Origin of the sequence: Lysinibacillus telephonicus (genome assembly GCF_003966145.1) — a bacterium.
Taxonomy (GTDB): Bacteria; Bacillota; Bacilli; order Bacillales_A; family Planococcaceae; genus Ureibacillus; species Ureibacillus telephonicus.
Genome location: NZ_RXNR01000002.1, coordinates 26,713 through 50,285 on the forward strand (window position 1 = coordinate 26,713; position 23,573 = coordinate 50,285).

Genomic DNA, 23,573 nt, shown 5'->3' on the forward strand with positions numbered 1-23,573 from the left:
AAACTAACGTGATAAAACCTCTTCCAAAGAAGGTATCGCTTCGATTGCACCCATTTTTTCACAAACCATTGCCCCGACTTTGTTGCTGAAATGAATGATGGTTTTCCAGTCTGTGAATGAAATGGACTTTGGATGTTCAAGTTTGCTTAATTGATGTAATGTCGCTCCAACAAAAGCATCTCCTGCTCCTGTTGTATCTATTGCTTTAATAGGGATGCTACTAATGGTACTTGATTCGCCGCTATATGATAGGAAAGTTCCATCCTTCCCGAGAGTAACTGCAATACAGTTAGCCCCCAATCGATGCAATATAGAAACAGCCTTCTGTATGTTGTCTTCTTTCGTTAATAAAAATAATTCCTCGTCACTTACCTTTAAAAAATCACAATGTGGTAGATAGTTAAGAATAATTTTTATAAATTCCTCCTCCCGCCCTTGCCATAAATCAGTTCGAAAATTTGGATCAAAGGAAATAAAGCAGCGATTATTTTTTGCATAAGTAAATATTTCTTTATATGTTTGATTAAAAGGGGGGGTTAATAGAGCCGTTGCTGAACCAAAATGTATTATTTTCATTGCACCCACGATTTCTAAAGGAACATCATCCAATGTTAAATTGGCATCCGCTCCTCGATTGAAAACAAAATCTCTTTGCCCATCTTCTCCTAATGACACGAACGCCAATGTTGTAGGAGATGAAGAATCTTTTACTAGCAGATTTGTATGTACACCCACAGATTGCAATGTTTCTTCAAGAAAATCCCCAAATGGATCGGCCCCGACTTTACCTAAAAAAATAGCTTCTCCACCTAATTTTGAAATTGCTGCACAAACATTAGCGGGAGCACCACCAGCTTTTTTTATAAAAGTTTGGCTTTTCTTAAGGCTGACATTTGCCTCATGAGAAAAAAAGTCGATTAAACATTCCCCAACACATAAAATTGATTGATTCATATTGCAAGTCCTTTCAAAAGGTTATTTAAACCATAAAGTTCTATTCCTTAAAATAAAATTCCTCTAAAAAAGTTTTCGACATTCTTACTATATGAAAATAGGTGAAAGAAGTAAAACTAAACAAAATAATTAGTGTAGTAGGTGTTTTTGAACGTTAAAAATTATTTTAAAACATTATTTTTCAAATAAAGAAAAAACCACTTGCTCTCCTATTTTAGAGGAAGCAAGTGGTTTTTAATAATGAACGAATAGAATAGGAATTATTAATGATGGTTGCCTTTATTAATCTAGGTTAGGAACCTATGATTATATTTACTATAACTTTAATTAGAATCAAATTTTATATTAGTTTGAACACGTGAAAAAACAAAATGTGTTACAGTCTGTGCAAAGGGACTGACTTTATCAATAAACTCTTCTGCTTTAGCAAGAGTTTCAAATTGCATTTTCAGCATATAACAGGCATTTCCTGCGATTCTATAACAAAACTCTACATTCGGAAGTTTCTCTATATAATTTCTAAAAGAATTATATTCTCCGTTTTTAATCGTTGCCTCTATTATGCATTGTATCGGCAAACCTAATTTTTCGTAATCAACATCTAAGGTATATTTTTTTATTAATCCAAATGACTCCATTTGTCTTACTCTTTCTGTTACGGATGGAGAAGATAAATTTACCCTTCTTCCTAGTTCACTCATGGATAAACGACTATTATTTAGTAATTCATCCAGTATTCTCTTATCAATATCATCTATTTTCATTTTTAATGTAAATCCTCCTGTATTCGTTAATTTCATAAAGAACTAATTTAATATTTGTTTTGAATTAAATGTGATTATATATTTTGCTTTATTATAATTAAATCATATTAAATATAACAGGGAGGTACCTTATATGACAAGGATTATTGAATCTAAATTTAGAGAAACTCCTTTTCAAAGGCTTTTAGGATATAACAAAGAAGTGATGGCAAGGTGGTCGCAGTTAGGAGATGTTCTAGAAAAGGATGGACTGCTCTCTGCTGAATTAAAAGAACAAGTTAGAAGGACATTAGCCCAAAGTAATGGCTGTGAATATTTCACAGCAAAAGGAAAACCAGATCCTTCTATGTTTGATGAAAAAACATTGATTGCAGTAACATTTGCAGAAGCTTTTTTAAAACATAGAAGTGATATATCCGATTCACATTTTAATATTTTAAAGGAATATTTTACTGAAGAAGAAATAAGTGAACTATGTGCATTTATTACTTTTACTACGGCTCAGCAATATTTTGGTGCAATAATGAAATTAGAAACTATTGAAAAAATTACTTTCAATAAGTTGCTTTTTCAAATTTTGGATGGAAGGCAAATGAAATAAACAAGTCTATTATCATGTAAATGGAACTACGTTTAATAGAATGATGGAGTGCCTAAGAAATCGAAATAAAGTTCCTTATTAAAGAGAGCTGTCCTAAAAGTTATTATTTCGAACTTTTGGATAGCTCTCATTATTTAAAAGTTCTTTATTAATTCTTAACATCCAATCTACAAGGTTAAAAATTTGTTTGCAGTAATATTATTTTTCCTGTTTGCAACTAAATTAATACAGTGAGCAAGTCGTTCCACGCCAAGTTTAATTTTACTCTCTTCCACTTGTGAAATGCTAAGTCGAAGTTGGTTTTCCTTTTTGAATTCTGGTAAAAAAAATCTAGATGCATCATCAACATAAATATGCTGCTCGTTAAGCATATGAACTATCTGTTTTGCTGTCACATTCCCTGGCAAACTAATGGAAAGATAAAATCCTGAAGTTGGTTTAGAATAATAAGCATTATCTGGCAGCAATAATTCACAAGCATCTAGAAGGATTTGCATTTTAGTACGGTATACCTCTTTTATTTTTTTAAGATGACTATTAAACATCCCGCTTTTTAAATAAATTTCCAGAGCACCTTGCGAAAGAGCTGAGCTATTAAAATCAGAACTGAATTTATATCGTAAAAAATTGTTAATCATTAATGGCGGGAGAACGACAGTAGCAATCCTTAATCCCGGGAGGAAAATTTTCGAAAAGCTTTTAATGTAAATCACTCTCCCAGAAGGGTTAAAAGCAAAAAAGGGGTCCGATTTTGTATCTGGATCAAGGTCACCTAAAAAATCATCTTCCACAATATAAACATCGTATTTTTCTGCTAGTTCCACGATTTTTTTCTTTTCACTATTCGTGTAACAATGTCCAAGTGGATTGTGAAATCTCGGGATAATATAGAAAAACTTTATATCATTATTTCGAAAAATGTATTCCAGACGATCAAGATCGATTCCATTCATCGATAACTCAATTCCAAAGGTATTGGCTTGGTGAAGGGAGATGGATTCAATAAATCCAAAATAAGTAGGCTGTTCTATCAAAATATTTCTTTTTCCGTTTGGAAATGGCATGGAAACTAATAAATTAAGAGCTTGCTGCGAGCCGGATACAACGATTAATCTTTCAGGGTTAGTGAACACCTGTAAATCCTGCAAATATTTCACTAACTGTACACGTAATGAATAAGAACCTTGTTGATCAGAGTATGTAAAAAGCTCTTCTTTATATTGTTCAATTGCTTGATTTATACAATGTTGAAATTCAAGATAAGGCATAACATTTTTATCCGGACCGGCAGATAAGAAATCAATGACCTCATTTTCATTCGATGCATTTTGATATTCATTCACAACGTAGTAGCCGCTTTTAGAAATAGAATAAATTAAATGCTCTTTTTCTAGTTCGGTATATGCTTTTATAACTGTATTTTTGCTGCATGAAAAATGCTCAGATAGCTGACGAACAGAAGGGAGTTTACTCCCTGCAATAAGTGATCCATTTGCAAGCCTAAGCTTAATTTCCCCCATTATTTTCAAATATTTTGAGCTCATTTATCGCCCCTCCTATGTGTACCAGTACAGATGTGTGAAAATAGAATGTTTTTATTGTTTGTACCCCGTTATTATGTTAATTATATCAAAACTGTTTTTCGTAAAGGAAGGAAATGGTACAGATATGATAAAGATTAATATGGGGGTAGGGTAAGGATGCAGAGAGAAAAATTTGGATTACTCTTGGGATTGCTAGGTGTTATTTGCTTTAGCTTAACGCTCCCTTCTACGAGTATTGCAGTAGAGTATTTTGGGACCACTGTCGTTGGTTTAGGTAGAACAGTCGTAGCCGCCATTTTAGTAGCTTTGGTATTGATTGTTCGAAAAGAAAAACTTCCTTCTCTTCGCCAATTCAAAAGCCTAGCGATTGTTGCTTTAGGAGCAGTTTTAGGATTTCCTCTCCTCACTTCTTGGGCAATGGAATCTTTGCCTGTTTCCCATGGAGCGGTTGAATTAGCCTTGTTGCCATTAGCAACAGCTGGATTTGCTATGTTTAGAGCAGGTGAAGTGCCGTCTATTAAATTCTGGATTTCAAGTGTCATCGGTTCCCTAGCTGTTATTATGTATGCACTTCATCTTGGATTTGGACAATTGCAATTTGCGGATTTAGCTTTACTTGCAGCAGTTATTATACTAGGACTTAGTTACGCGGAAGGTGGAAGATTAGCAAAAGAGCTGGGAAGCTGGCAGGTGATTGCTTGGGCCATTATGATCGGTGCTCCATTTTTCATTATTCCGGTTGGGCTTAATCTGACAACAGAAATGATCAACGCACCTTTTCAAGCTTGGATTAGCTTTATTTATCTTGCAGTAGTTAGTCAATTTTTAGCATATGTTGCTTGGTATAGCGGAATGGCTATGGGTGGAATAGCAAGAGTAAGTCAAATTCAGTACTTACAGCCATTTTTAATGATTTTATTTGCGACAGTATTTCTAGGTGAATCTATCACATTTTTCACTATTGTTATAGCATTGATTGTTGTTATTTCAGTTATTTTAGGCAAAAATGCTCCTGTATCAAAAAAAGGTGATGCATTAGAGGAAAACCCTGTTAAAAGAGCGTAAGGGTTAAACTACTAGGAAAAACATAACTATCTTTTCACTTTCTAACGGGGAATTTAGATTCATGGTTTATTGGATGATGTTGGTGAAGAACAATAAGTAGATTATTTGAAAGAATTCATTAGAATCGGATAACTTATGAAAATTGATTGGAGTGAAGGGTGGAAGCGTAACGGAATGGATTAATTTTCTTCATGTAAAAAACGTCATTTTTTATCAAGAAAAATGACGTTTTTTAACATTGCCCTGTTCTATTTCTACTTAATAGGCTTTGATCTAGTAATCTTCAACAATCACATATGTCATTTGAACAGGGCCATGAACACCAACAACTAGGTTCATTTCAATATCTGCCGAGTTGCTCGGACCTGTAATGAAGTTAATGCATGAAGATACTGGTCCGTCAATGCTTCTTAAAAACTGAGCAGCCTGAGTAAAGCGTGGAACAATTGAACTTTTTGGCACGATGGCAATCGAGTTTGTTGGTAAGAAAGAAATTACACGACCTTTCTTTTCGTTTGTTTGCAACATAATCGTACCTGACTCAGCAAGTGTAACATCGCTAATGACTATACCAATATTCGCTTGATCTGCAATTGTTATGTTTTGCTCCAATAATTCTGGTTGCCACTTGAAGCTTTCGGGCTGGGATTGCAAGAAAGAATCAATTCGCAGCTCACTAAAACGATTGTCGTCAGTGTATATAATCGAGCCGTTGCCATATTGATCAAAAATTATTTTTAAGGTTTCAGCTAAAGATGCACTATCACAAAGGTGAACGGAAGTATGGATGTTTTGACATTGCTCTATTAATATTTGAACCAATTCATCCTTTGATGTGTTTTTTAACACTTCATGCTGAGGCAGATGATTCCAACGGATTTCAGGTTTTTTGGTAAGAGGTGCAGTACGTCCTAATTTTTCGGATATCGTTTGTAAAAAAGAATCTCGGTTTTGAATCGTCATGATGGATTACCTCCTTTGTTCCGTTTTTCGAACCAATCACGGAACCGTTCCTTTTCAGGAGAAGGGAAGTCGCGTATTTCGGTCCAGTTTTTTAACGGTCCAGGTCCTTTTTTTATTTTCTCTTCATTAACAAAAGGCTTCATAACAGTAGAGGCCACTTTCGATCCTAATTTATAGACAGTGCTTGAGCCAGTTCCAAAACCAAATGCCTGCATTAAGGCAGTTTCACTTAGTGGTGCGCGCCCCTCTTTTTCAACGATAACTTCCCTATGTTTATGAAGCAATTGATGAAGCGGAATTTTCACCGGGCACACCTCTGTGCATGCACCACATAAAGTAGATGCATAAGGCAATTCTTTATAATCATCATAGCCGCCAAGAAGAGGGGAGAGAACTGCTCCAATCGGGCCAGAATAAATGGAGCCGTATGCGTGGCCTCCAATATGACGATAAACTGGACAAGCATTAACACATGCTGCACAACGGATGCATTGTAAAATTGATTGGAATTCTCCGCCTAAAATAGAAGAACGTCCGTTATCGACTATGACGAGATGAAATTCTTCCGGTCCATCTACTTCAAAAGGTTGTTTTGCTCCTGTTAAAACTGTAATATAGCTAGTTAGCTTTTGACCGACAGCACTTCTAGTTAACATGCTGACAAGTACTTCCATTTCTTCAAACGTTGGCACTAAACGTTCCATTCCCATTACCGTAATTTGCGTTTTTGGCAATGCGGATACTAGATCAGCGTTGCCTTCATTTGTTACTAAACAGATGGAACCTGTCTCTGCAACAGCAAAATTACAGCCAGTAATGCCGATATCTGCAGATAAAAATTCTTCCCTTAATACTTTACGAGCATGCAATGCTAGCTCTTCAGGTTTCGAAGTATTTGTGTATTCGATTTTGTCGGCAAAAACTTCTCGAATTTGATCCTTATTTTTGTGAAGAGCAGGTGCTACAATATGTGACGGTGGATCGTGGTCGTCAAGCTGCAAAATGTATTCGCCTAAATCTGTTTCAACAACGGAACAGCCGATTTCATCTAAATGTTGATTTAAATTTATTTCTTCCGTGACCATCGATTTTGATTTTACGATTTTCTTTGCTTCTTTTTGTTTTGCGATGGAAACGATATAATTTGAAGCTTCTTCAGCAGTTTGAGCAAAAAATACGTGCCCACCACGTTTTGACACATTTTCGCTTAACTCATACAAGTAGTAGTCAAGATTTTGTAAAACATGTTGACGAATTTCTTCACCATGATTTCGCCATTCTTCCCAATTTCCTAAACTTTCCGCTGCCAGGCTTCGTCTGGATTGCAACCTCTCTTGAGCAGAAGCAACAGCATTTCTCATAAAGTCATTTTTTAAATTTGTTTCTAATCTATCAGTAAATTTATCATTCGATATTTTCATTGCCATAGAAAAGGCCCCCTAAAAGATTAATGAACTAATGACAATTTAAAACTTCTGCAATATGCAAGGTTTGTATATTTAAATCTTTCCGGTCAATTCGACCACCGATATTCATTAAACACCCAGCATCAGAACCGATTAAATAATGTACATCTGTTTCTTGCACCGACGATACTTTTTCATCTACCATCTTTTCGGAGATTTTCCCCATTTTGACGGAAAAAGTCCCACCAAATCCACAGCAATTTTCTTTTAGAGGCAATTCAATTAATTCTAGTCCTTTAACATGCTTAAGGAGTGTTAATGGAGCATTTTTTACTTGCAACAACCTTGTCATATGACAAGATGGATGATATGTTGCTCTTCCATTAAGCTTTGCTCCTACATCTTCTACTTTAAGAACGTCTACAATAAATTGAGTTAACTCAAAAGTTTTACTAGCAATCTCTTTTGCACGACCCTGCCATTCAGAGTCTCCTTGAAAGATGTGCTCATAATCCTTAATCATATTGGCACACGAGCCGGAAGGGCAGACAATGTATTCAGACTTTTCAAATGCTCGAATCGTATTTTTCATTGCTTCTTTTGATACTTTTACATACCCGCTATTATAGGCAGGCTGCCCACAGCAAGTTTGTTCCTTTGGAAATTCTACTTCGCAATTTAATCTCTCTAAAAGTTCAACGGTGCTTTTGCCAATGTTGCTTTGAAACATATCGACTAAGCAGGTTGCAAATAATGAAACTTTCATAAAATCCCCCCTATTAAGAACACTTTACAATTTATGTTATTTATAGTCAACAGCTCATATGATGACTATAGAATAAAAGTTTAAAATAGAATAAATTTATCTATTTTAAGGGATTATTTGTTTTCTAAGTGATTAAACAAAAGACTTTCCACATGCAGTAAATGTTTTTTCATTACATTGCTAGCTTGCTGTGAATCTTGTTCTTGAAGCGCTTTAAATATATCAACATGTTCTTGATGAAGCTGCAGCAATGCTCCTCGTTCCGAATAGGATAGTAGTTCTCGAGTTTGAATAATTTGTTGTGCTATCGTACTTGAAACATTTTGCAGCATCGTAACTAGCAAAGGATTATTTGCCGCTTCTGATATTGTATGGTGAAATAAAATATCAGCTTCTCCACTGGTGTTTGCATCAAAGACTGATTTCTCCATAATTTGTAAAGTGTTGCGTAATACTTCAAGGTGTTCTTCAGTCCGGAACTTTGCGGCATTTTCAATTAAACCAAGCTCAAGTATTTTTCGAATTTCAAAAATGTTTTTAATTTGTTCCTTATCAAAAATAAGTGAACTAGGTATAAGTAGTTGAATATCTTCAGCCCCCAATTTACGTACAAATGTACCTTCTCCATGTCGAATCTCAACAATCCCTTTCGCTTGCAATGATGTGAGCGCTTCTCTAATAGCAGAGCGGCCAACCTCGAAATGTTTTGCCAGTTGCTCCACTGAGTCAAGCTTTTCCCCAGGGAGTATTTCCTTGTTTAAAATTTGTTGTTCAATGATGTCTGCAACTTGCTCATATAATTTTTTAGGTTTTATTTTTTTATATTGCATTTGATTAATACCTTCCCATGTTTCTTTCTTATTATTGATTATATTTTATTCAATGGCCTGTTTCTATAGAATAAAAAACCGCCCGTAATACGGACGGTTTAGGGTAAAGAGATTATTCTGCGTTTGGATAAATCATTTTCTTTGGATCAATGTATTCATCAAATTGTTCTTCCGTTAGAAGACCTAATGAAATAGCAGCCTCTTTTAAAGTTGATCCTTCTTTATGAGCTTTTTTCGCGATTTTTGCAGCATTTTCATACCCGATATATGGGTTTAATGCAGTTACTAGCATTAAAGAATTTTCAAGGTTTTTCTCAAGCACTTCCATATTCGGCTCGATACCAACTGCACAGTTATCATTGAAAGATTTCATTGCATCTGCAAGAAGGCGTGCAGATTGCAGGAAGTTGTAGATAATAACAGGCTTGAATACATTTAATTCGAAATTACCTTGTGAAGCCGCGAATGCAATTGTTGCGTCATTTCCAACTACTTGTGTAACAACCATTGTCATTGCTTCACTTTGTGTAGGGTTTACTTTACCTGGCATGATGGAGCTTCCTGGTTCATTTTCCGGAATTGTAATTTCACCAATTCCACTACGAGGACCACTTGCTAACCATCGAACATCATTTGCTATCTTCATTAAATCAACAGCAAGTGCTTTTAGTGCACCGTGAGCAGAGACGATTTCATCATGACTTGTTAAAGCATGGAATTTATTTTCGGAAGAGGCGAAAGACTTTCCTGTTAATGTACTAATTTCTTCTGCTACCATGTCACCGAAGCGTGGGTGTGCATTAATGCCTGTACCAACAGCAGTACCACCAATAGCAAGATCCTTTAGAAATTCAGTGTTTACTTTAATCATCTTTTCTGATTTTACGAGCATGTGGTGCCAGCCGCTAATTTCTTGGCCTAAAGTTAAAGGAGTTGCATCTTGTAAATGTGTTCGGCCGATTTTAATAATATCATTAAATGCTTCTGACTTTTCTTTTAACGTTTCCTTTAACAGTTGAAGCCGCGGCATTAAGTAGTTTTCAACAATTTGTACAGCTGCGATATGCAATGCAGTAGGGAAAGTATCATTTGAACTTTGTGATTTATTAACGTCATCATTTGGATGTACATGTTCAGTAATGCCTTGCTCTTCTAACAATTGATTAGCACGGTAGGCAATAACCTCATTCACATTCATATTAGACTGTGTCCCACTACCTGTTTGCCATACAACAAGAGGGAAATGGTCATCCCATTTGCCTGCTAAAATTTCATCGGCAGTCGTTACAATTGCATCTGCTTTAGCTGGCGATAATTTGCCTAGTTTTTTATTTGCAATAGCAGCTGCTTTTTTTAATGTTGCAAATGCGCGAATAATTTCAATCGGCATTTTTTCTTCACCGATTTGGAAATTTTCTTTACTTCTTTGTGTTTGAGCTCCCCAAATTTTATCAGCAGGCACTTGAATCTCACCAATTGTGTCTTTTTCAATACGATAATCCATTCTACCAACTCCCTTTGTATAGTTATATGTAAGTTATACCCAGTAATAGAAGTAATAATAGAAAAAGGCAAACCCAAGATAGATTTGCCATTTTTCATAAAAATTATTCGAGAATTCTGAGGGGGGTATCTCGAAAATAAGAAGCAACAATATACGATAATGATAATCATTATCACTAGGGTTGTCAATTAATATTTTCCAAAAAATTATAAAAAGGGAATAGAAGGAAATATATCAGAATGAAACTAGTAATTATAATAATTTCTAGAAAATTAATAGGAATTATGTACTATTGAAATTTGAGTCGCATACAATGTATTATATTCATATTGTTTTACTAAGAATTAAAGGAGCTGATTTTATGGCTTATATGATAATAACAGGATTAATTTGCGGCGCATTGCTTGGCTTCGTAATGCAAAGAGGCCGTTTTTGTTTAACAGGTGGATTCCGCGATATGTATTTAGCTAAAAACAATCGCATGTTTTATGCATTGTTAGTAGCTATTGCTGTACAAAGTGTTGGAGTCTTTTTACTAATAGATATGGGAGTATTTGAATACTCTGCAGGAACATTGCCAATTGTTGCTGTAATTGTCGGGTCGTTTATTTTTGGTATCGGAATTATTTTAGCTGGGGGCTGTGCAACTGGTACTTGGTATCGTGCAGGTGAAGGGCTTATCGGCAGCTGGATTGCATTAGCAGGTTATATGTTGATGAGTACTATTATGAAATCAGGCGTACTAGCACCAATTAATCAGCAAATTCAAGGAAGTTCAGTCTTACCAACAAACTCAATTGCAGATACTTTTGGAATAAATCATTGGTTTATTATCATTCCATTTGTAGCAATTGTTGCGTTTATCTTATTTAAACAATTAACAAAGCCTAAAGTTGCAATTCCAGCGTTGAAAGCAAAACGTACAGGTTTAGCTCATATTTTATTTGAAAAACGTTGGAATCCGTTTGTTACGGCGGCTTTAATTGGGGTTATTGCATTAATTGCATGGCCATTAAGTGCGGCAACAGGCCGTGTATTTGGTCTTGGAATTACTACACCATCAGCAAATATTCTTCAATATTTAACAACTGGCGATAGCACGTTTATTAACTGGGGTGTATTTTTAGTATTAGGTATTTTCGCGGGCTCATTTATTGCAGCAAAAGGAAGCAAAGAATTTCGTTTTAGAATGCCTGATGTTAAAACAGGAATAAACAGTTTTGTTGGCGGTAATTTAATGGGAATTGGCGCTAGTCTTGCTGGTGGTTGTTCAATAGGGAATGGTTTGGTTATGACAGCCGCAATGACTTGGCAAGGTTGGATTGGTCTAATCTTTATGATTTTAGGCACTTGGACAGCATCTTATTTTGTTTATGTTCGTCCACGTCAAAAAGCCAAAGCTGCAAAATTAAAAGAGCAAGTAGCTGCAGTTTAATTTTAGGAGGAGATTCTTATGCAAAAAAGATTAGAAGTATTAGGAATGGTTTGTCCATTTCCGTTAATTGAGGCGCAACAAGCTATTGAAGAACTTAATTCAGGTGATGAATTAGTTGTGGATTTTGATTGTACTCAAGGTACTGAATCTATTCCTCGCTGGGCAGCAGAAGCAGGGCACACAGTAACGAATTTTGAGCAGACTGATGAAGCTGCATGGACAATTACAATTCAAAAGAAATAATTTATAAATTTAAACACCGCTTGTTTGAAAAGCTTACTTAGCTTTACGAACAGGCGGTGTTTTTAATTGGTATTCACTTTGATTATCACCTCGAAATTAAATAATTTTAACATAAAAATCTTTCCCGTTATTAATTCCATTGACTTCAATGTCCTTCTTGTTTTGATAGTAGTTTACAATGGATCTTGCAAGGCCGGAATGTCCATTTAAGTAGGTTCCAGGTGTAATGGCTTTCCCAGGATTATGAAAATCAAAATAGATTCTTGTGTCATGGGACATGCTCTCTAATATTTCAACAAAGTCTTCGTGTGGAATATGAAATCCTCTTGTGTAACAGCATTCTCTTCTATAAGTATCATGAGATATATTAATAGGTTTAGGTTCAATGACCATTTTGAAATCTTCCATAGATTCAGCTCCTTTTCTTGTACAAAATATTTCTAATAAGTATAACAAAAAAAAGGTTTGAGGTGTCAGAATATTTAATAAATAAGGGGTGAATGTTTTATGAAACTATGGTTCACCATTCCTCCCTCTGCATTTCCTCTGCGATGACTTGAAGGTCGTATGCATTAATCTCTATTATTTTATAGTTATGAAGGTCTGCATACTTTTGTGCTAGGCTCTTAACGTATTTCGGTGATGCTTCGTTTTCTTCATCGTATACAAGAAGTAGGCCATCAGTATTGGAAATAATAAACTTATCTTTTTCGATAAATTGCCAGGGTGCCTCATAGGTGCGTTTTGTTACACTTGTAACAAAATCTGCTTTACCTACTATGAAATGAAACTTCTGTTGTTTTTGTTCATTCCAATTTTTTTCTTGTTCTAAAAATGGGGTAATAACAGAATATTTTAAATTAGGATATTCATTTTTTAATTCTATTATGACTTCTGCTGTCCATGTTTCGACACCTGGTTGGCCGCTAATAACAACCCATTCTAAGCCATTGTCCAATAATACTCTTAATTCATTTTCTATTGCCTTTTTAATAATAGGGATACCAGGGTGATTATCATTAAATATTCCAAGTTCATGTGGACGATAGCCAGAAACGTAGATTGTTTTCATAATTAACTCCTTAAAAATTAATATCTTCACCATTATTTTAACGAAAAAAAAGGCTATTCGATAATATTTCGAATAACCGCTTTAAATGGCGCACTATTATGAGAATTGCTTGCGCACGAGATCTATTGCCCAATCGATTTCTTCCTTCGTAATAATTAATGGAGGGGCAAAACGGATTACGTAATCATGTGTTTCTTTACATAATAATCCTAATCCCATTAATTTTTCACAGTAAGGACGAGCTGGTTCTGTTAGTTCAACTCCGATAAATAGGCCTTTTCCTCGAACTTCTTTTACAGCCGGGTGTTTAATTGCTCGTAGTTGTTCAACGAAGTATTTGCCAAGTTCAAGTGAGCGATCTAGTAGTTTTTCCTCTTCAATCACTTCAAGAGATGCAAGTGAAACGGCGCAGGCAAGCGGGTTTCCACCGAAAGTAGATCCATGTGAACCGGGATTTAATACGCCAAGAATGTCACTATTTGCAACAACAGCAGAAATTGGCATTACGCCGCCCCCAAGTGCTTTTCCGAGGATAATTACATCCGGGGTTACATCATCCCATTGGTGAGCAAACATTCTTCCTGTACGAGCTAATCCTGTTTGGATTTCATCTGCAATAAATAATACATTGTTTTCTTTGCATATCTGTTCAGCTGCTTTTAAGAAGCCTTTTGGAGGTATGATGATACCAGCTTCGCCTTGAATTGGCTCAACAATAAATGCAGCAGTGTTTGGTGTGATTGCCTTTTTAAGGGCATCAGCATCACCATAAGGAATTAATTTAAATCCAGGCAACATCGGTCCGAATCCACGTTTATACTCTTGTTCAGAAGATAGCGAAACAGCACCGATTGTACGGCCGTGGAAGTTCCCGTTGCAGCCAATTATTTCTGCTTTGTTGTCTTCCACACCTTTTACTTCATATGCCCAGCGACGAGCAACTTTAATTGCAGATTCTACAGCTTCTGCACCTGTATTCATTGGTAATACCATGTTTTTCGCTGTTATTTCACAAACTTTTTCATACCAAGGGCCAAGCTTGTCATTGTGGAACGCACGCGATGTAAGTGTTACGCGATTCGCTTGGTCGATTAATGCCTGAATAATTTTCGGGTGGCGATGGCCTTGATTTAATGCAGAATAAGCGGAAAGCATATCCATATATTTATTGCCTTCAGGGTCTTTTACCCAAACCCCTTCAGCTTCTGAAATTACAATTGGTAGTGGATGATAATTGTTTGCACCAAAGTTTTCAGTTTGTTTAATTAAACTTGTTGATTTCATAGTCAAATGAAGTTCCCCCTTTATGATGGTGATTGAAAAGAAGCATATACATGGTGAAATTACACGCAATGAAAGATGCTAGTAATCATCATTACAGTATATTTTCTAATCGCAATCTAATTCTCTCTTTTGTAATATGCTGTCATATTTCATCCAAATCTTTTTATTCGATATAGAGAGTGTAAAAACCTTCTAATGATGTTACATTCGGTAGCTATTCATAGTATGAAAAATACTTCATAAAACGTTTTTATCTAACAAAAAAATTAAAAATGTGTTCTAAAATTTAGCTTAGATTCAATGTCATTTGTCGTTTTTACAGGTCAAAGGAAGCTTTTTAATTTCAAGTTATTTACATTTTGTTTCCTCAATGTAATAATATGGTAAAATCAAAGAGGTCGAGGAAATGGAAATAAAAAAATTTATTGTTAGCTTCTTAGTAATTATATTATTTAGTATCATCTCATTTAATAATATTAGTGCTAAAGCAAATATCATTGAATTAGATAATGCAAAAATAATAGCTGAAAAATTTAAAGCAAATAGTATATACACCGAAACATGGAAATATGGAGAGTTGGTTTTTGAAAACTTAATTTACGATGTCGATGATAGTCTATTAGGTTATCACTTTATAATCAATGAGAAAGGGCAAAATATAGGGTATATTGTAGTCTCAGCTTCTGAAAATGTAGAAACTATATTTTCATTTGGAACAGGTTCTTTTATGAATGAAGATGTTGAGCAAAATTCAGGAGAGAAGATTTATTTTATAAATCCTGTGTCAATTGTCACAGCAAAGAATACTATTGAATTAAACGAAACATTTGAAAAAAATAAAACGGAACTAATTGATAAGTTGAAGGATGAAATGACATTGAATAATCTTTCGGACGAAGACTCTACCGACTCGATTAGAGAGGAAATTGAATTAATTGAAAACTTGGAGTTAAAAACAGTTAGTGAAAGAAATTTGGAAAATAATATTACAGACTCTGAATCAGCAATTCAAAATAGTAATCCTTCAGTTATAACGCCACTAGCCTCAAATCCTTTACCAGTTAGAAGAGTATACCAGAGATCTTCAGGTGTATTACAACCAGGGAAATCATGTGGACCAGCAGTTGGGGTAATGATGTCAAACTATTATTATTCAATAGGGTATGAGTCTATTAATAATAGCGGATATTATGGTGGAGATGCTAAATTTATAAATCACCTAGCGAGTTCAGGTTACATGAAAACAGGTACTGTTGGTACTTCATTAGCTAATTTTGAAGATGGGCTTAGAAAACATTTAAACTTAAATTTAACTTCAAACTTATTTGATGTGGCTCGTACCTCTGCTACAAATAAATATAGTACGTATAAAAATTTAATTAATTCAGGCCATCCAGTGGCAATTAGATTTACAAATATATGGGAGGCTATCTTTGGGTCATCAGCTTATTCCTGGCACTATGTTTTAGGAACTGGGTATTCTGGTTCAAATGTGATAATGTTAGATCCAGATGGTTCAAGTTCTGGAACTAAAACTTTCAACTATACTACTTATCAGTCAGATATGAATTTAATTTGGATTATCCCTTGATGGTCTCGTTATTAATTTATTTTTAATTAAAAAATATATAGTAGGTGGTATAATGAAACCTTTCTATCTAATTTTGGTTAGCTCAATTCCTTTTATTGTGAGTTTGTTACTGGGGGTTATATCTTGGATATTCCTTTATCAAAGAACTATACCGAATGATATTTTGTTTGCTGTTATTTTTTACATTATACCTCCTTATGTATTTATTATTTTGCCTTTTTATTTCGGAATAAAATATGTCATTGAGAGGATTTTTAATTCACTTCGAGGTGGAGTATTTATAGCTAGCTGTGTTTTAGTAGCCTTTTTACAAGCCTATCTTTTAGTACTAGTTTTAGGTGGAAGTCTTTTTGATAAAAATGGTGCATTAGTAATCGGCTTGCCATTTTTATTACTAGGATTTAGTTTTGCTTTACTTGTTTTATTTTTTGAAAGAAAGCCAAAGGAAAAAATTTAAATAATTAAAATGAATCTAATCTTCTTTCCGCTATCTAAAAGGAGCATATTTTCCTTTACAAATCAGTACTGTATTCACGGTAATGAACATTGCCCTTGATTGCTATGTACCACAAAGCTATTCTGATTACTATAAAATTTAATTTGAAAAAACCAAAATAAATACTTGCATTATTGCTGAGATAGGAATATTATAATGACCGGATGACCAAAATGGTTTTGCGGTCATTTTTTGTGCGGTATGCTGTACATAACTTAACTAGAAAGGATGTTGGGAATGGATCGTAGGCAGGAAATTCTTGAAGCAGCTACAAAATCTTTTACATTGTTTGGCTATAAGGCGACAACAATGGAACAAGTAGCGAAAATTGCGAATGTCGGTAAAGGAACCATTTATACATTCTTTGCGAATAAAGAAATTCTATTTCAAGAAATAGTCATGTCTCTTATACGGGAAATGCAAGCCGAAGCGGATGCTGTTTTAGATGCATCAGCTAGCTTTATGGACAATGCGCACAATGCTTTAATGAAAATGCTGCAGTTCCGTGAAAAACATCTTTTATTTGCGAAGTTGATAGAGGAGGAAAAGGAATTACGGACGCCGGCGGTTAAACAAGTGCTTATTCGTATCGAAAGTGAAATTTTATCGTATGTGGCAAAGTTAATTCAGCGGCGCATCGATAAAGGGGAAATTAAAGATTGTGATACCCAGTTAGTAAGCTACTTGTTGTTCAAGGCGTATCTGGCATTTGTTGTTGATTGGCATGATTTGCACGGTGACAGCATACCAGAAGAAAAGATTTTAAATCTTTTCAAGGAAACCATTTTCCGGGGACTAGTTTTAACATGAAAAGGCATCACCTACACTATAGAGGATGCCGATTCGTGATTCATTGTAGTCTGTGGAACGTGTGATATTTTTTTAACTATAATTGACTGAATGACGTTTTTGGTCAGAGTGTATAGGAGTGAGAAAAAACATGATTAAAGCGGAATGGCTGAAAATTTTAAAAACAAGGAAAATGCTTATCCCAATCATCGCTGTCTTATTTATCCCAGTCATGTATGCTGGCATGTTTTTATGGGCATTTTGGGATCCATATGCAGGCCTTCCTAACTTACCGGTAGCTATTGTCAATGAGGATAAAGGCGCTGAAATGGACGGGGAAAAATTAGATTTAGGAAACACCTTGGTTGATAAGCTTGTCGATAGCGAGCAATTTAATTTTATTGAAGTCTCAAAGGAACAAGCTGAAAAGGGCTTAAACAATCGAGACTATTATATGATCTTAGAAATTCCAACAAATTTCTCTGAGCATGCAACAACAATATTAGATGATAAACCATCTAAATTAGTCATGAATTATATTCCGAATGAAGGATTAAACTTCCTCGGTGCACAAATTGGCGAAACAGCAATGAATCGTGTGCAGGCGGAAGTGAATGCACAAATTACGTCAACGTTTGCGGAAAAATTATTTGATTCCATTACAACGCTTGGCGATGGCTTTTCAGAGGCTGCTGACGGCTCCTTGAAACTGGATGAGGGTGCTCAAAAAGTAGCTAATGGGGCAAAAGATTTAAAAGGGTATCTAGAACAATTAGCATCAAGTACGATTGAATTGTCAGATGGCACAGATAAAATCACACAGGGTGCCAGTGAAGCTGCAAAGGGTGCGAATAATTTATCAACTGGTTTAGTGAAGCTGCAGGATGGTACTGTACAATTGCAGCAAGGTGCACAACAGGCAGCAAATGGAGCTGAGAGCCTTGAGCAAGGCTTATCCCAATATACACAGGGGGTTGCTAAGGTTGAATCAGGCTTAGCTACGCTGAACGATAAACAACAACAAATCAGTACTGGTGCAGCTTCGCTTGCAGATAGTGCAGGTACATTAAATGGAGCAGCTGGCGAGTTAACTGATGGTTCTGCAAAGGTAGAAACAGGCATCTCTGCTTTATCACAGCAATTACAAGAAGTGTTGGCGTCTCTTCCTGAAGAGCAATCAACAGCCATAAAGCAAACATTGGCAGAGCTGCAAGCAGGCAGTTCAAGCGTGCATAATGGTTTAGTATCTTTATCAGATGGTACAGAAAAGCTGCAGGCTGGTGCAAACCAAGTGAAATCCGGTGCAACGCAAATTGCTGAAGGCCAAGCGGAAGTGTTGGCAGGTGCAAATGAGTTAACAGCAAAAAGCAGTGCCTTACTAGAAGGTGTACACGGTTTGCAGGAAGGTAATGCAACACTAGCTGAAAAATTAGGTGAATTAAATGCTGGTGCAGAAACTGCTGTTGCAGGTTCCAAATCATTAGTTTCAGGCTTAAATGAATTGGCGAGTGGCTCAAAAACGTTAAATGAAGGTACAACAACGCTTGCTTCAAAATCTGGTGAGTTGGCTCAAGGCTCTGCAACACTAGCCGATGGTTCAACCGAGGTTGCAGATGGTACAGCAACTTTATCCAGCAAGTTAGACGATGCAAGTGAGAAGGTAAACGAAGTTCATGCAAATGAAGACACTTATGATATGATAGGCAGTCCAGTTGAGGTAGACAAAGAATCAGTCAACCATGTGCCTAACTATGGTACAGGTTTTGCACCATATTTCATTTCCCTTGGGTTATTCGTAGGGGCTTTATTAATCTCAATTGTGTTCCCCCTTGTAGAGCCGGCTATCCGACCAAAAAGTGGAGCTGCTTGGTTTACAAGTAAAGTGACTGTATTAGCATTTGTTGGATTGATTCAAACATTATTGACTGTAGTAATTGTAAAATGGGGCTTAGGTCTTGAGGTGCAAAACTTTGGATATTTCGTACTAACTGCATTAATTACAAGCTACGTATTCCTTGCTTTAATTCAAATGCTTGTATCGATTTTAGGCGATCCAGGTCGCTTTATAGCAATTGTTGTATTAATTTTACAACTTACAACAAGTGCTGGTACATTCCCGTTAGAGTTAATCCCGTCACCATTACAAGTATTTAATAAGCTATTGCCGATGACATATACTGTTCAAGCGTTTAAATCAAGTATTTCTACTGGCGATAAATCATTCTTAATGCAAAACTACGGTGTATTGATTGGATTCATGATTGCTTTCTTAGTGATTACATTTGGATATTTCAAACTGTTATATACAAAGCGTTACTCAAAAATAGCAGAAGAAAACTAAGTAAATTAGTACAATAGCTGTACGTAAAAAGGATAAATAGGGAAAACGGCTCCTAATCGGTATTATATTACCGATTTAGGAGCCGTTTTTTAATTATAGAGAGTTTTAGGCTTTTTCCAAAACATCGAAATTATGATTCCGATGATTAGTACTAGAGTTGCAAAATAATATGGGAAGTTAAAGTTTATATCAAATAAAACGCCGCCGATAATCGGTCCAATAATATTACCGAGGCTCGTAAACATAGAGTTCATGCCGCCCATAAATCCTTGCTCATTGGCTGCAATATTTGATAAATAAGAAGTAATTGCAGGACGAATTAAATCAAACCCAATAAATACAATGCATGATGTAATCATAACGGACCAATATGAATTAACGACGGTCATTGCATATACTAAAAGTGCGGATACTATTAAGCAATAGCGTACAAGTCCGATTTCTCCAACCTTTTTTATCAATGGGTCAAATAATAAAACTTGTGCTACAGCTCCGACAAGTCCTCCACCTGTTACTAAAATAGCAATATCGGTAGGTGTAAAACTAAATTTATGGTCTACAAATAAACTAAATAATGATTCAAACGAGGCTAAACTAAAGGAACTAACAAAAAGTGAAATGAATGCAAAAAAGTATATAGGAACAAGAAATTGCCGGAAGCCTTTTTTCTCTTTTACATTGTTTACAGTTTCTTTTTCTCTTCTGTCAGGTTCTTTCAAAAATATAAACGATAGAATAAAAGCAAGCATTGCTAATATGGCTGCAGCAAAAAATGGAGCGCGCACACCAAATTCTGTTAATAAACCACCAATCCCAGGTCCAATAATAAATCCTGTATTAATTGCTGCGGACATATAGCCAAGTGCTTTTGGACGGTAGCTTTCCGTCGTAATATCTGCAATAAATGCTGTTACAGCCGGCATTATAAAAGCGCCGCTTATACCACCAAGTACTCGAGATATAAATAATATTTCCACTGTATTTCCTAAACCAAATAACAGCTCAGAAAGGCTAAAAATAACTAAACCAATTAGTATCATAATTTTACGGCCAAATTTATCTGCCCATTTACCTGCAAACGGGGAGAATACTAACTGAGCGATGGCAAAAGCAGACACCATATAGCCCATAATAGAACCATTTAGCGACATTTCATTCATAATCGTTGGCATTACTGGAATAACAAGTCCAATGCCAATAAAAGAGATAAATAAATTACTTAATAAAATTACTAGGGTAATTTTTGAGGTTTCGGGATTCATAGTTGGATCTCCTCACGAAAACAAAAGTGTTAAAAATTTACTACTTGAATCAAACTAAACTTTATTATATGTATCGACATTATGGAGTCAATGAATACGCTCTATTAAAATACTAAAAAAGAATGCCTATTGTAGAAGGAAATAGGCATAAAAGTTTATCGGTGAATAGGTTGTGGATGTAATTTAAATCCTATGAATTAAGAAAGGCGTTTTTTGCGTACTTTCTTTAGCGGCAATTGTCCATAGTAGAATTCCTTTTTGTCGTAACAATTCCAATCAAAATCATTTTCAAAAAAATGATAGAGAAACTCTTCATCAAAAGATTCCTCAGAGAAATCCATATTCCCTTCAGCAGCTATTGTAGCGAATAATACATCTAAATTTAACATTCCTTTTTTATTAAGAAGTGATAAAAGATCTGATAGCCAAATGCTTTCTGGCATATCTCTCCTTTTTTTATGAGGCTTTAGATAGAATTCGGATTCCATCTCCTCGGCAGTAGAGAATGTACATTTGCATTGATGCTTACTTTTGCGCGGCTTAGAGTTGGGACGCTCAGTAATGCAGGAATCATTGTCTACCCACACAGACAATTTTCGAGCATTTTGTTTATTTGGTTTCTCAGCAACTTTAATGTGCTTTTTACATTTGCAAGGATCGCAGCAATGACATTTCTTACGTTTCTCATTAACTTCTTCAATAATAGATTCTAGGATATATGGAATTATACATTTACACATTTTATGATGTGGATTTAATTTCCTTCCAGGAGAAGAATGCGTACATTTTTTACAATGCCTATGATGTTCAAATGAATCAAAGTGAGATTTAACTTCTTCAATATATTGTAGTTCTGCATTGTTTTCTTCACTTACAGAATCCAGCAATTGTTTCATAAGTTGGTCTAGTTCTGACAGTTGATCATCCTCTCTTTCTTCTATCTCATGCTTTTTATGAGAATGATTAGGATAGTGATTGTTATGGCGGCAATTGCATTTCATTCCTTCACCTCCTTTCAGTACATAGTATTCGAATAATAGAGTAAATGAATGGACAGATAGCCATAACAACAAAAAATATATGAATGTTTACTAGGAATTTGTGAGGTTATTTTAACTGCAGAAGAAAGTTATAGGTAGGAGTCCCGAAAGAAGAAAATAGGTGTTTATGTGATTTCTCGTATAACTGACAAAGATACTTTTCGTGAAACTATAATTCACTGTACATGCCATGAATTGCTAAAGAACTAATCAAATATATAAATAAAAAATAAACTGCCCCTCCACTAGTAGAATTAAAACTAATAAGTGAAAGTGCAGTTTAATTTAATTTTAACTTTATAATTAGGTAAGGTTAGGTGGTTGTTTACGGTTGCTGAAGAATTTTCCAAAAACTAAAATTACAAGTGCAAATGTTACGATTGATCCTGCAAATGTAAGGGGTGCTTTAAAACTATTAAAATAGGCTTCAACGCTACTTGCTAATATTGGCCCGGCAATTTGACCAAGAGCATAGGCCGTTGTAAGTGCAGAAACAACAGCACCACTTTGTTTCGGAAATAATTCGCGTGCATAAGCAGTTGAAAGTGACACAATTCCAACAAACGTAAAGCCAAATAAAAAGGCGGACAAAAGAACACTCCAAGCTGTTTGAGAAATTACTGGGAGTAAGATCCCGATAACTTGTAATATGTAAGCTGTTGATAATACTTTAACAGTAGAAAATTTTGAAATCATCGCCATCCATATTGGTGCTGCTGGAGCTGCAGCAATTCCAGCAATGACCCAGCTAAAACTAGCAAACGCTCTTAAACTCTCAATATTGTATATAATATCTACTAAAAAAGTTCCAGTTATAATATATCCTAGCCCTTCTAGTCCATAGGCAACAATCAGCCAGGGCATAAATCCTTTAAATATTTTAGTATCACTTGTTTTTTGCAATTTTTCTCCATCGTGAATGGTAATGTGTCGCCATAAGAAAAGAGTCATTGTGAAAAATAGAGTAGATATAATGCCAAGCCAAATCCAAGTTCCTTCCCATGCAAATACTTGTTCAATAATAGGGACAATTAATCCTGAGATAGCTATGCCTAACCCAATGCCGGTAAACAAGTAGCCAGACCAACGTGAGAGTAAATGTGAAGCTAAATAATCCATAATAATGCTAGAAGTTAAAACAAAAATATATCCACCAGTTGCACCGGCAATAAAACGTAATAATAACCATAACCAAAACGAATGGGTTAAACCCATCATTAAGATAGAGGCAACATTTATAAATACATTAAGAAGTAAAAAGTTCTTTTTATTTCGATATATAAAACCTGCACCTAGAGCACCAACGAAATAACCAATATAATTGCTAGATGCTAAATAACCACCTTCTTCAAATGAAAGTCCTTCATCAATTCGCATGAACGGTAGAATAGGTGTAAATGCAAAACGACTAATACCCATCGCAATAACTAATAACAACACTCCCCCAAGCAGCACCCCAATACGTTGTCGCGTCATACTATAACCCCTTTATTTACAACTAGTTAAATTTCCAACGTTTGTACTCATTAAACTTTTCTAAATTGTAACATTCTAAAATTTGGAATCAAGTTTTTTATAGTAAAATAAAAGTTTTAGCCTATACACCTTTAGAAGAGGGAATAA

At 35.3% G+C, this 23,573-nt stretch carries 22 protein-coding genes; 8 read left to right on the forward strand and 14 right to left on the reverse strand.

From position 1 onward, the window contains the following. Nucleotides 1-3: 3 nt before the first annotated feature. The gene (locus tag EKG35_RS00790) at nt 4-954 is read right to left on the reverse strand and encodes a carbohydrate kinase family protein (RefSeq protein WP_126292404.1); all 951 of its coding nucleotides are present in this window, start codon (nt 952-954) and stop codon (nt 4-6) included. 323 nt (nt 955-1,277) lie between these two features. Continuing rightward, nucleotides 1,278-1,718 carry an Lrp/AsnC family transcriptional regulator gene (locus EKG35_RS00795; protein ID WP_126292405.1) on the reverse strand — a complete coding sequence of 147 codons (441 nt, stop codon included), beginning with the start codon at nt 1,716-1,718 and terminating at the stop codon, nt 1,278-1,280. 133 nt (nt 1,719-1,851) lie between these two features. Between EKG35_RS00795 and EKG35_RS00800 the strand changes: the two genes are divergently transcribed. Beyond that, on the forward strand, nt 1,852-2,319 hold the full coding sequence (locus EKG35_RS00800; RefSeq protein ID WP_126292406.1) for a carboxymuconolactone decarboxylase family protein: 468 nt from the start codon (nt 1,852-1,854) through the stop codon (nt 2,317-2,319). A 167-nt stretch (nt 2,320-2,486) separates the two neighbouring features. On the opposite strand, the gene EKG35_RS00805 is transcribed toward EKG35_RS00800, so the two are convergent. Beyond that, complete coding sequence (locus EKG35_RS00805; protein WP_126292407.1) at nt 2,487-3,863, reverse strand: aminotransferase-like domain-containing protein; 1,377 nt, start codon at nt 3,861-3,863, stop codon at nt 2,487-2,489. A 156-nt stretch (nt 3,864-4,019) separates the two neighbouring features. Between EKG35_RS00805 and EKG35_RS00810 the strand changes: the two genes are divergently transcribed. Beyond that, nucleotides 4,020-4,928 (forward strand): DMT family transporter, encoded by a 909-nt coding sequence (locus EKG35_RS00810; protein WP_126292408.1) that lies wholly within the window; start codon nt 4,020-4,022, stop codon nt 4,926-4,928. A gap of 273 nt (nt 4,929-5,201) precedes the next feature. On the opposite strand, the gene EKG35_RS00815 is transcribed toward EKG35_RS00810, so the two are convergent. The 5 genes from EKG35_RS00815 to fumC form a co-directional block, all read right to left on the reverse strand. Continuing rightward, nucleotides 5,202-5,891, reverse strand: coding sequence for a LutC/YkgG family protein (locus EKG35_RS00815; RefSeq protein ID WP_126292409.1), 690 nt, complete (start codon nt 5,889-5,891; stop codon nt 5,202-5,204). Then, nucleotides 5,888-7,318 (reverse strand): LutB/LldF family L-lactate oxidation iron-sulfur protein, encoded by a 1,431-nt coding sequence (locus EKG35_RS00820; RefSeq protein ID WP_126292410.1) that lies wholly within the window; start codon nt 7,316-7,318, stop codon nt 5,888-5,890. The genes EKG35_RS00815 and EKG35_RS00820 overlap by 4 nt, the downstream gene beginning before the upstream one ends. Nucleotides 7,319-7,346: 28 nt before the next feature. Further along, complete coding sequence (locus EKG35_RS00825; protein ID WP_126292411.1) at nt 7,347-8,063, reverse strand: (Fe-S)-binding protein; 717 nt, start codon at nt 8,061-8,063, stop codon at nt 7,347-7,349. Between the two features lie 113 nt (nt 8,064-8,176). After that, entirely contained in the window at nt 8,177-8,893 is a 717-nt protein-coding gene (locus tag EKG35_RS00830; protein ID WP_126292412.1) for a FadR/GntR family transcriptional regulator, read from the reverse strand. Nucleotides 8,894-9,005: 112 nt separating this feature from the next. Further along, the gene (gene fumC / locus EKG35_RS00835) at nt 9,006-10,397 is read right to left on the reverse strand and encodes a class II fumarate hydratase (RefSeq protein ID WP_126292413.1); all 1,392 of its coding nucleotides are present in this window, start codon (nt 10,395-10,397) and stop codon (nt 9,006-9,008) included. Nucleotides 10,398-10,758: 361 nt separating this feature from the next. Here fumC and EKG35_RS00840 point away from each other — a divergent pair, with 361 nt between their 5' ends. Continuing rightward, nucleotides 10,759-11,832, forward strand: a complete 1,074-nt coding sequence (locus EKG35_RS00840) for a YeeE/YedE family protein (RefSeq protein ID WP_126292414.1) — start codon at nt 10,759-10,761, stop codon at nt 11,830-11,832. Nucleotides 11,833-11,850: 18 nt separating this feature from the next. After that, nucleotides 11,851-12,075 carry a sulfurtransferase TusA family protein gene (locus EKG35_RS00845; protein ID WP_126292415.1) on the forward strand — a complete coding sequence of 75 codons (225 nt, stop codon included), beginning with the start codon at nt 11,851-11,853 and terminating at the stop codon, nt 12,073-12,075. A 96-nt stretch (nt 12,076-12,171) separates the two neighbouring features. Here the strand turns inward: EKG35_RS00845 and EKG35_RS00850 are convergent, their stop codons facing one another. The 3 genes from EKG35_RS00850 to EKG35_RS00860 all read right to left on the reverse strand — a co-directional run bounded on the left by EKG35_RS00850 (nt 12,172) and on the right by EKG35_RS00860 (nt 14,431). Next, on the reverse strand, nt 12,172-12,483 hold the full coding sequence (locus tag EKG35_RS00850; protein ID WP_126292416.1) for a hypothetical protein: 312 nt from the start codon (nt 12,481-12,483) through the stop codon (nt 12,172-12,174). Between the two features lie 112 nt (nt 12,484-12,595). Then, the gene (locus EKG35_RS00855; RefSeq protein ID WP_425462042.1) at nt 12,596-13,147 is read right to left on the reverse strand and encodes an SLOG family protein; all 552 of its coding nucleotides are present in this window, start codon (nt 13,145-13,147) and stop codon (nt 12,596-12,598) included. 96 nt (nt 13,148-13,243) lie between these two features. Further along, nucleotides 13,244-14,431, reverse strand: coding sequence for an ornithine--oxo-acid transaminase (locus EKG35_RS00860; RefSeq protein ID WP_126292493.1), 1,188 nt, complete (start codon nt 14,429-14,431; stop codon nt 13,244-13,246). A 406-nt stretch (nt 14,432-14,837) separates the two neighbouring features. Here EKG35_RS00860 and EKG35_RS00865 point away from each other — a divergent pair, with 406 nt between their 5' ends. The 4 genes from EKG35_RS00865 to EKG35_RS00880 all read left to right on the forward strand — a co-directional run bounded on the left by EKG35_RS00865 (nt 14,838) and on the right by EKG35_RS00880 (nt 19,648). Then, entirely contained in the window at nt 14,838-16,022 is a 1,185-nt protein-coding gene (locus EKG35_RS00865; RefSeq protein ID WP_126292417.1) for a cysteine peptidase family C39 domain-containing protein, read from the forward strand. A 52-nt stretch (nt 16,023-16,074) separates the two neighbouring features. After that, the gene (locus tag EKG35_RS00870; protein WP_126292418.1) at nt 16,075-16,479 is read left to right on the forward strand and encodes a hypothetical protein; all 405 of its coding nucleotides are present in this window, start codon (nt 16,075-16,077) and stop codon (nt 16,477-16,479) included. A 276-nt stretch (nt 16,480-16,755) separates the two neighbouring features. Continuing rightward, on the forward strand, nt 16,756-17,328 hold the full coding sequence (locus EKG35_RS00875) for a TetR/AcrR family transcriptional regulator (protein WP_126292419.1): 573 nt from the start codon (nt 16,756-16,758) through the stop codon (nt 17,326-17,328). A 130-nt stretch (nt 17,329-17,458) separates the two neighbouring features. Then, the gene (locus EKG35_RS00880; RefSeq protein WP_126292420.1) at nt 17,459-19,648 is read left to right on the forward strand and encodes a YhgE/Pip domain-containing protein; all 2,190 of its coding nucleotides are present in this window, start codon (nt 17,459-17,461) and stop codon (nt 19,646-19,648) included. 89 nt (nt 19,649-19,737) lie between these two features. Here EKG35_RS00880 and EKG35_RS00885 read toward each other — a convergent pair whose 3' ends face one another. The 3 genes from EKG35_RS00885 to EKG35_RS00895 form a co-directional block, all read right to left on the reverse strand. Beyond that, the gene (locus EKG35_RS00885) at nt 19,738-20,910 is read right to left on the reverse strand and encodes an MFS transporter (protein WP_126292421.1); all 1,173 of its coding nucleotides are present in this window, start codon (nt 20,908-20,910) and stop codon (nt 19,738-19,740) included. 197 nt (nt 20,911-21,107) lie between these two features. After that, on the reverse strand, nt 21,108-21,911 hold the full coding sequence (locus EKG35_RS00890; protein WP_126292422.1) for a hypothetical protein: 804 nt from the start codon (nt 21,909-21,911) through the stop codon (nt 21,108-21,110). A 342-nt stretch (nt 21,912-22,253) separates the two neighbouring features. Then, the gene (locus tag EKG35_RS00895; protein ID WP_126292423.1) at nt 22,254-23,426 is read right to left on the reverse strand and encodes a YbfB/YjiJ family MFS transporter; all 1,173 of its coding nucleotides are present in this window, start codon (nt 23,424-23,426) and stop codon (nt 22,254-22,256) included. Nucleotides 23,427-23,573 lie beyond the last annotated feature (147 nt).

Coding starts and splice junctions, on each gene's coding strand:
- EKG35_RS00795 (WP_126292405.1), bottom strand. CDS start 1,718: ATGAAAATAGATGATATTGATAAGAGAATACTGGATGAATTACTAAAT.
- EKG35_RS00860 (WP_126292493.1), bottom strand. CDS start 14,431: ATGAAATCAACAAGTTTAATTAAACAAACTGAAAACTTTGGTGCAAAC.
- EKG35_RS00815 (WP_126292409.1), bottom strand. CDS start 5,891: ATGACGATTCAAAACCGAGATTCTTTTTTACAAACGATATCCGAAAAA.
- fumC (WP_126292413.1), bottom strand. CDS start 10,397: ATGGATTATCGTATTGAAAAAGACACAATTGGTGAGATTCAAGTGCCT.
- EKG35_RS00855 (WP_425462042.1), bottom strand. CDS start 13,147: ATGAAAACAATCTACGTTTCTGGCTATCGTCCACATGAACTTGGAATA.
- EKG35_RS00805 (WP_126292407.1), bottom strand. CDS start 3,863: ATGAGCTCAAAATATTTGAAAATAATGGGGGAAATTAAGCTTAGGCTT.
- EKG35_RS00830 (WP_126292412.1), bottom strand. CDS start 8,893: ATGCAATATAAAAAAATAAAACCTAAAAAATTATATGAGCAAGTTGCA.
- EKG35_RS00875 (WP_126292419.1), top strand. CDS start 16,756: ATGGATCGTAGGCAGGAAATTCTTGAAGCAGCTACAAAATCTTTTACA.
- EKG35_RS00810 (WP_126292408.1), top strand. CDS start 4,020: ATGCAGAGAGAAAAATTTGGATTACTCTTGGGATTGCTAGGTGTTATT.
- EKG35_RS00885 (WP_126292421.1), bottom strand. CDS start 20,910: ATGAATCCCGAAACCTCAAAAATTACCCTAGTAATTTTATTAAGTAAT.
- EKG35_RS00870 (WP_126292418.1), top strand. CDS start 16,075: ATGAAACCTTTCTATCTAATTTTGGTTAGCTCAATTCCTTTTATTGTG.
- EKG35_RS00825 (WP_126292411.1), bottom strand. CDS start 8,063: ATGAAAGTTTCATTATTTGCAACCTGCTTAGTCGATATGTTTCAAAGC.
- EKG35_RS00820 (WP_126292410.1), bottom strand. CDS start 7,318: ATGGCAATGAAAATATCGAATGATAAATTTACTGATAGATTAGAAACA.
- EKG35_RS00840 (WP_126292414.1), top strand. CDS start 10,759: ATGGCTTATATGATAATAACAGGATTAATTTGCGGCGCATTGCTTGGC.
- EKG35_RS00850 (WP_126292416.1), bottom strand. CDS start 12,483: ATGGAAGATTTCAAAATGGTCATTGAACCTAAACCTATTAATATATCT.
- EKG35_RS00790 (WP_126292404.1), bottom strand. CDS start 954: ATGAATCAATCAATTTTATGTGTTGGGGAATGTTTAATCGACTTTTTT.
- EKG35_RS00895 (WP_126292423.1), bottom strand. CDS start 23,426: ATGACGCGACAACGTATTGGGGTGCTGCTTGGGGGAGTGTTGTTATTA.
- EKG35_RS00890 (WP_126292422.1), bottom strand. CDS start 21,911: ATGAAATGCAATTGCCGCCATAACAATCACTATCCTAATCATTCTCAT.
- EKG35_RS00800 (WP_126292406.1), top strand. CDS start 1,852: ATGACAAGGATTATTGAATCTAAATTTAGAGAAACTCCTTTTCAAAGG.
- EKG35_RS00880 (WP_126292420.1), top strand. CDS start 17,459: ATGATTAAAGCGGAATGGCTGAAAATTTTAAAAACAAGGAAAATGCTT.
- EKG35_RS00865 (WP_126292417.1), top strand. CDS start 14,838: ATGGAAATAAAAAAATTTATTGTTAGCTTCTTAGTAATTATATTATTT.
- EKG35_RS00845 (WP_126292415.1), top strand. CDS start 11,851: ATGCAAAAAAGATTAGAAGTATTAGGAATGGTTTGTCCATTTCCGTTA.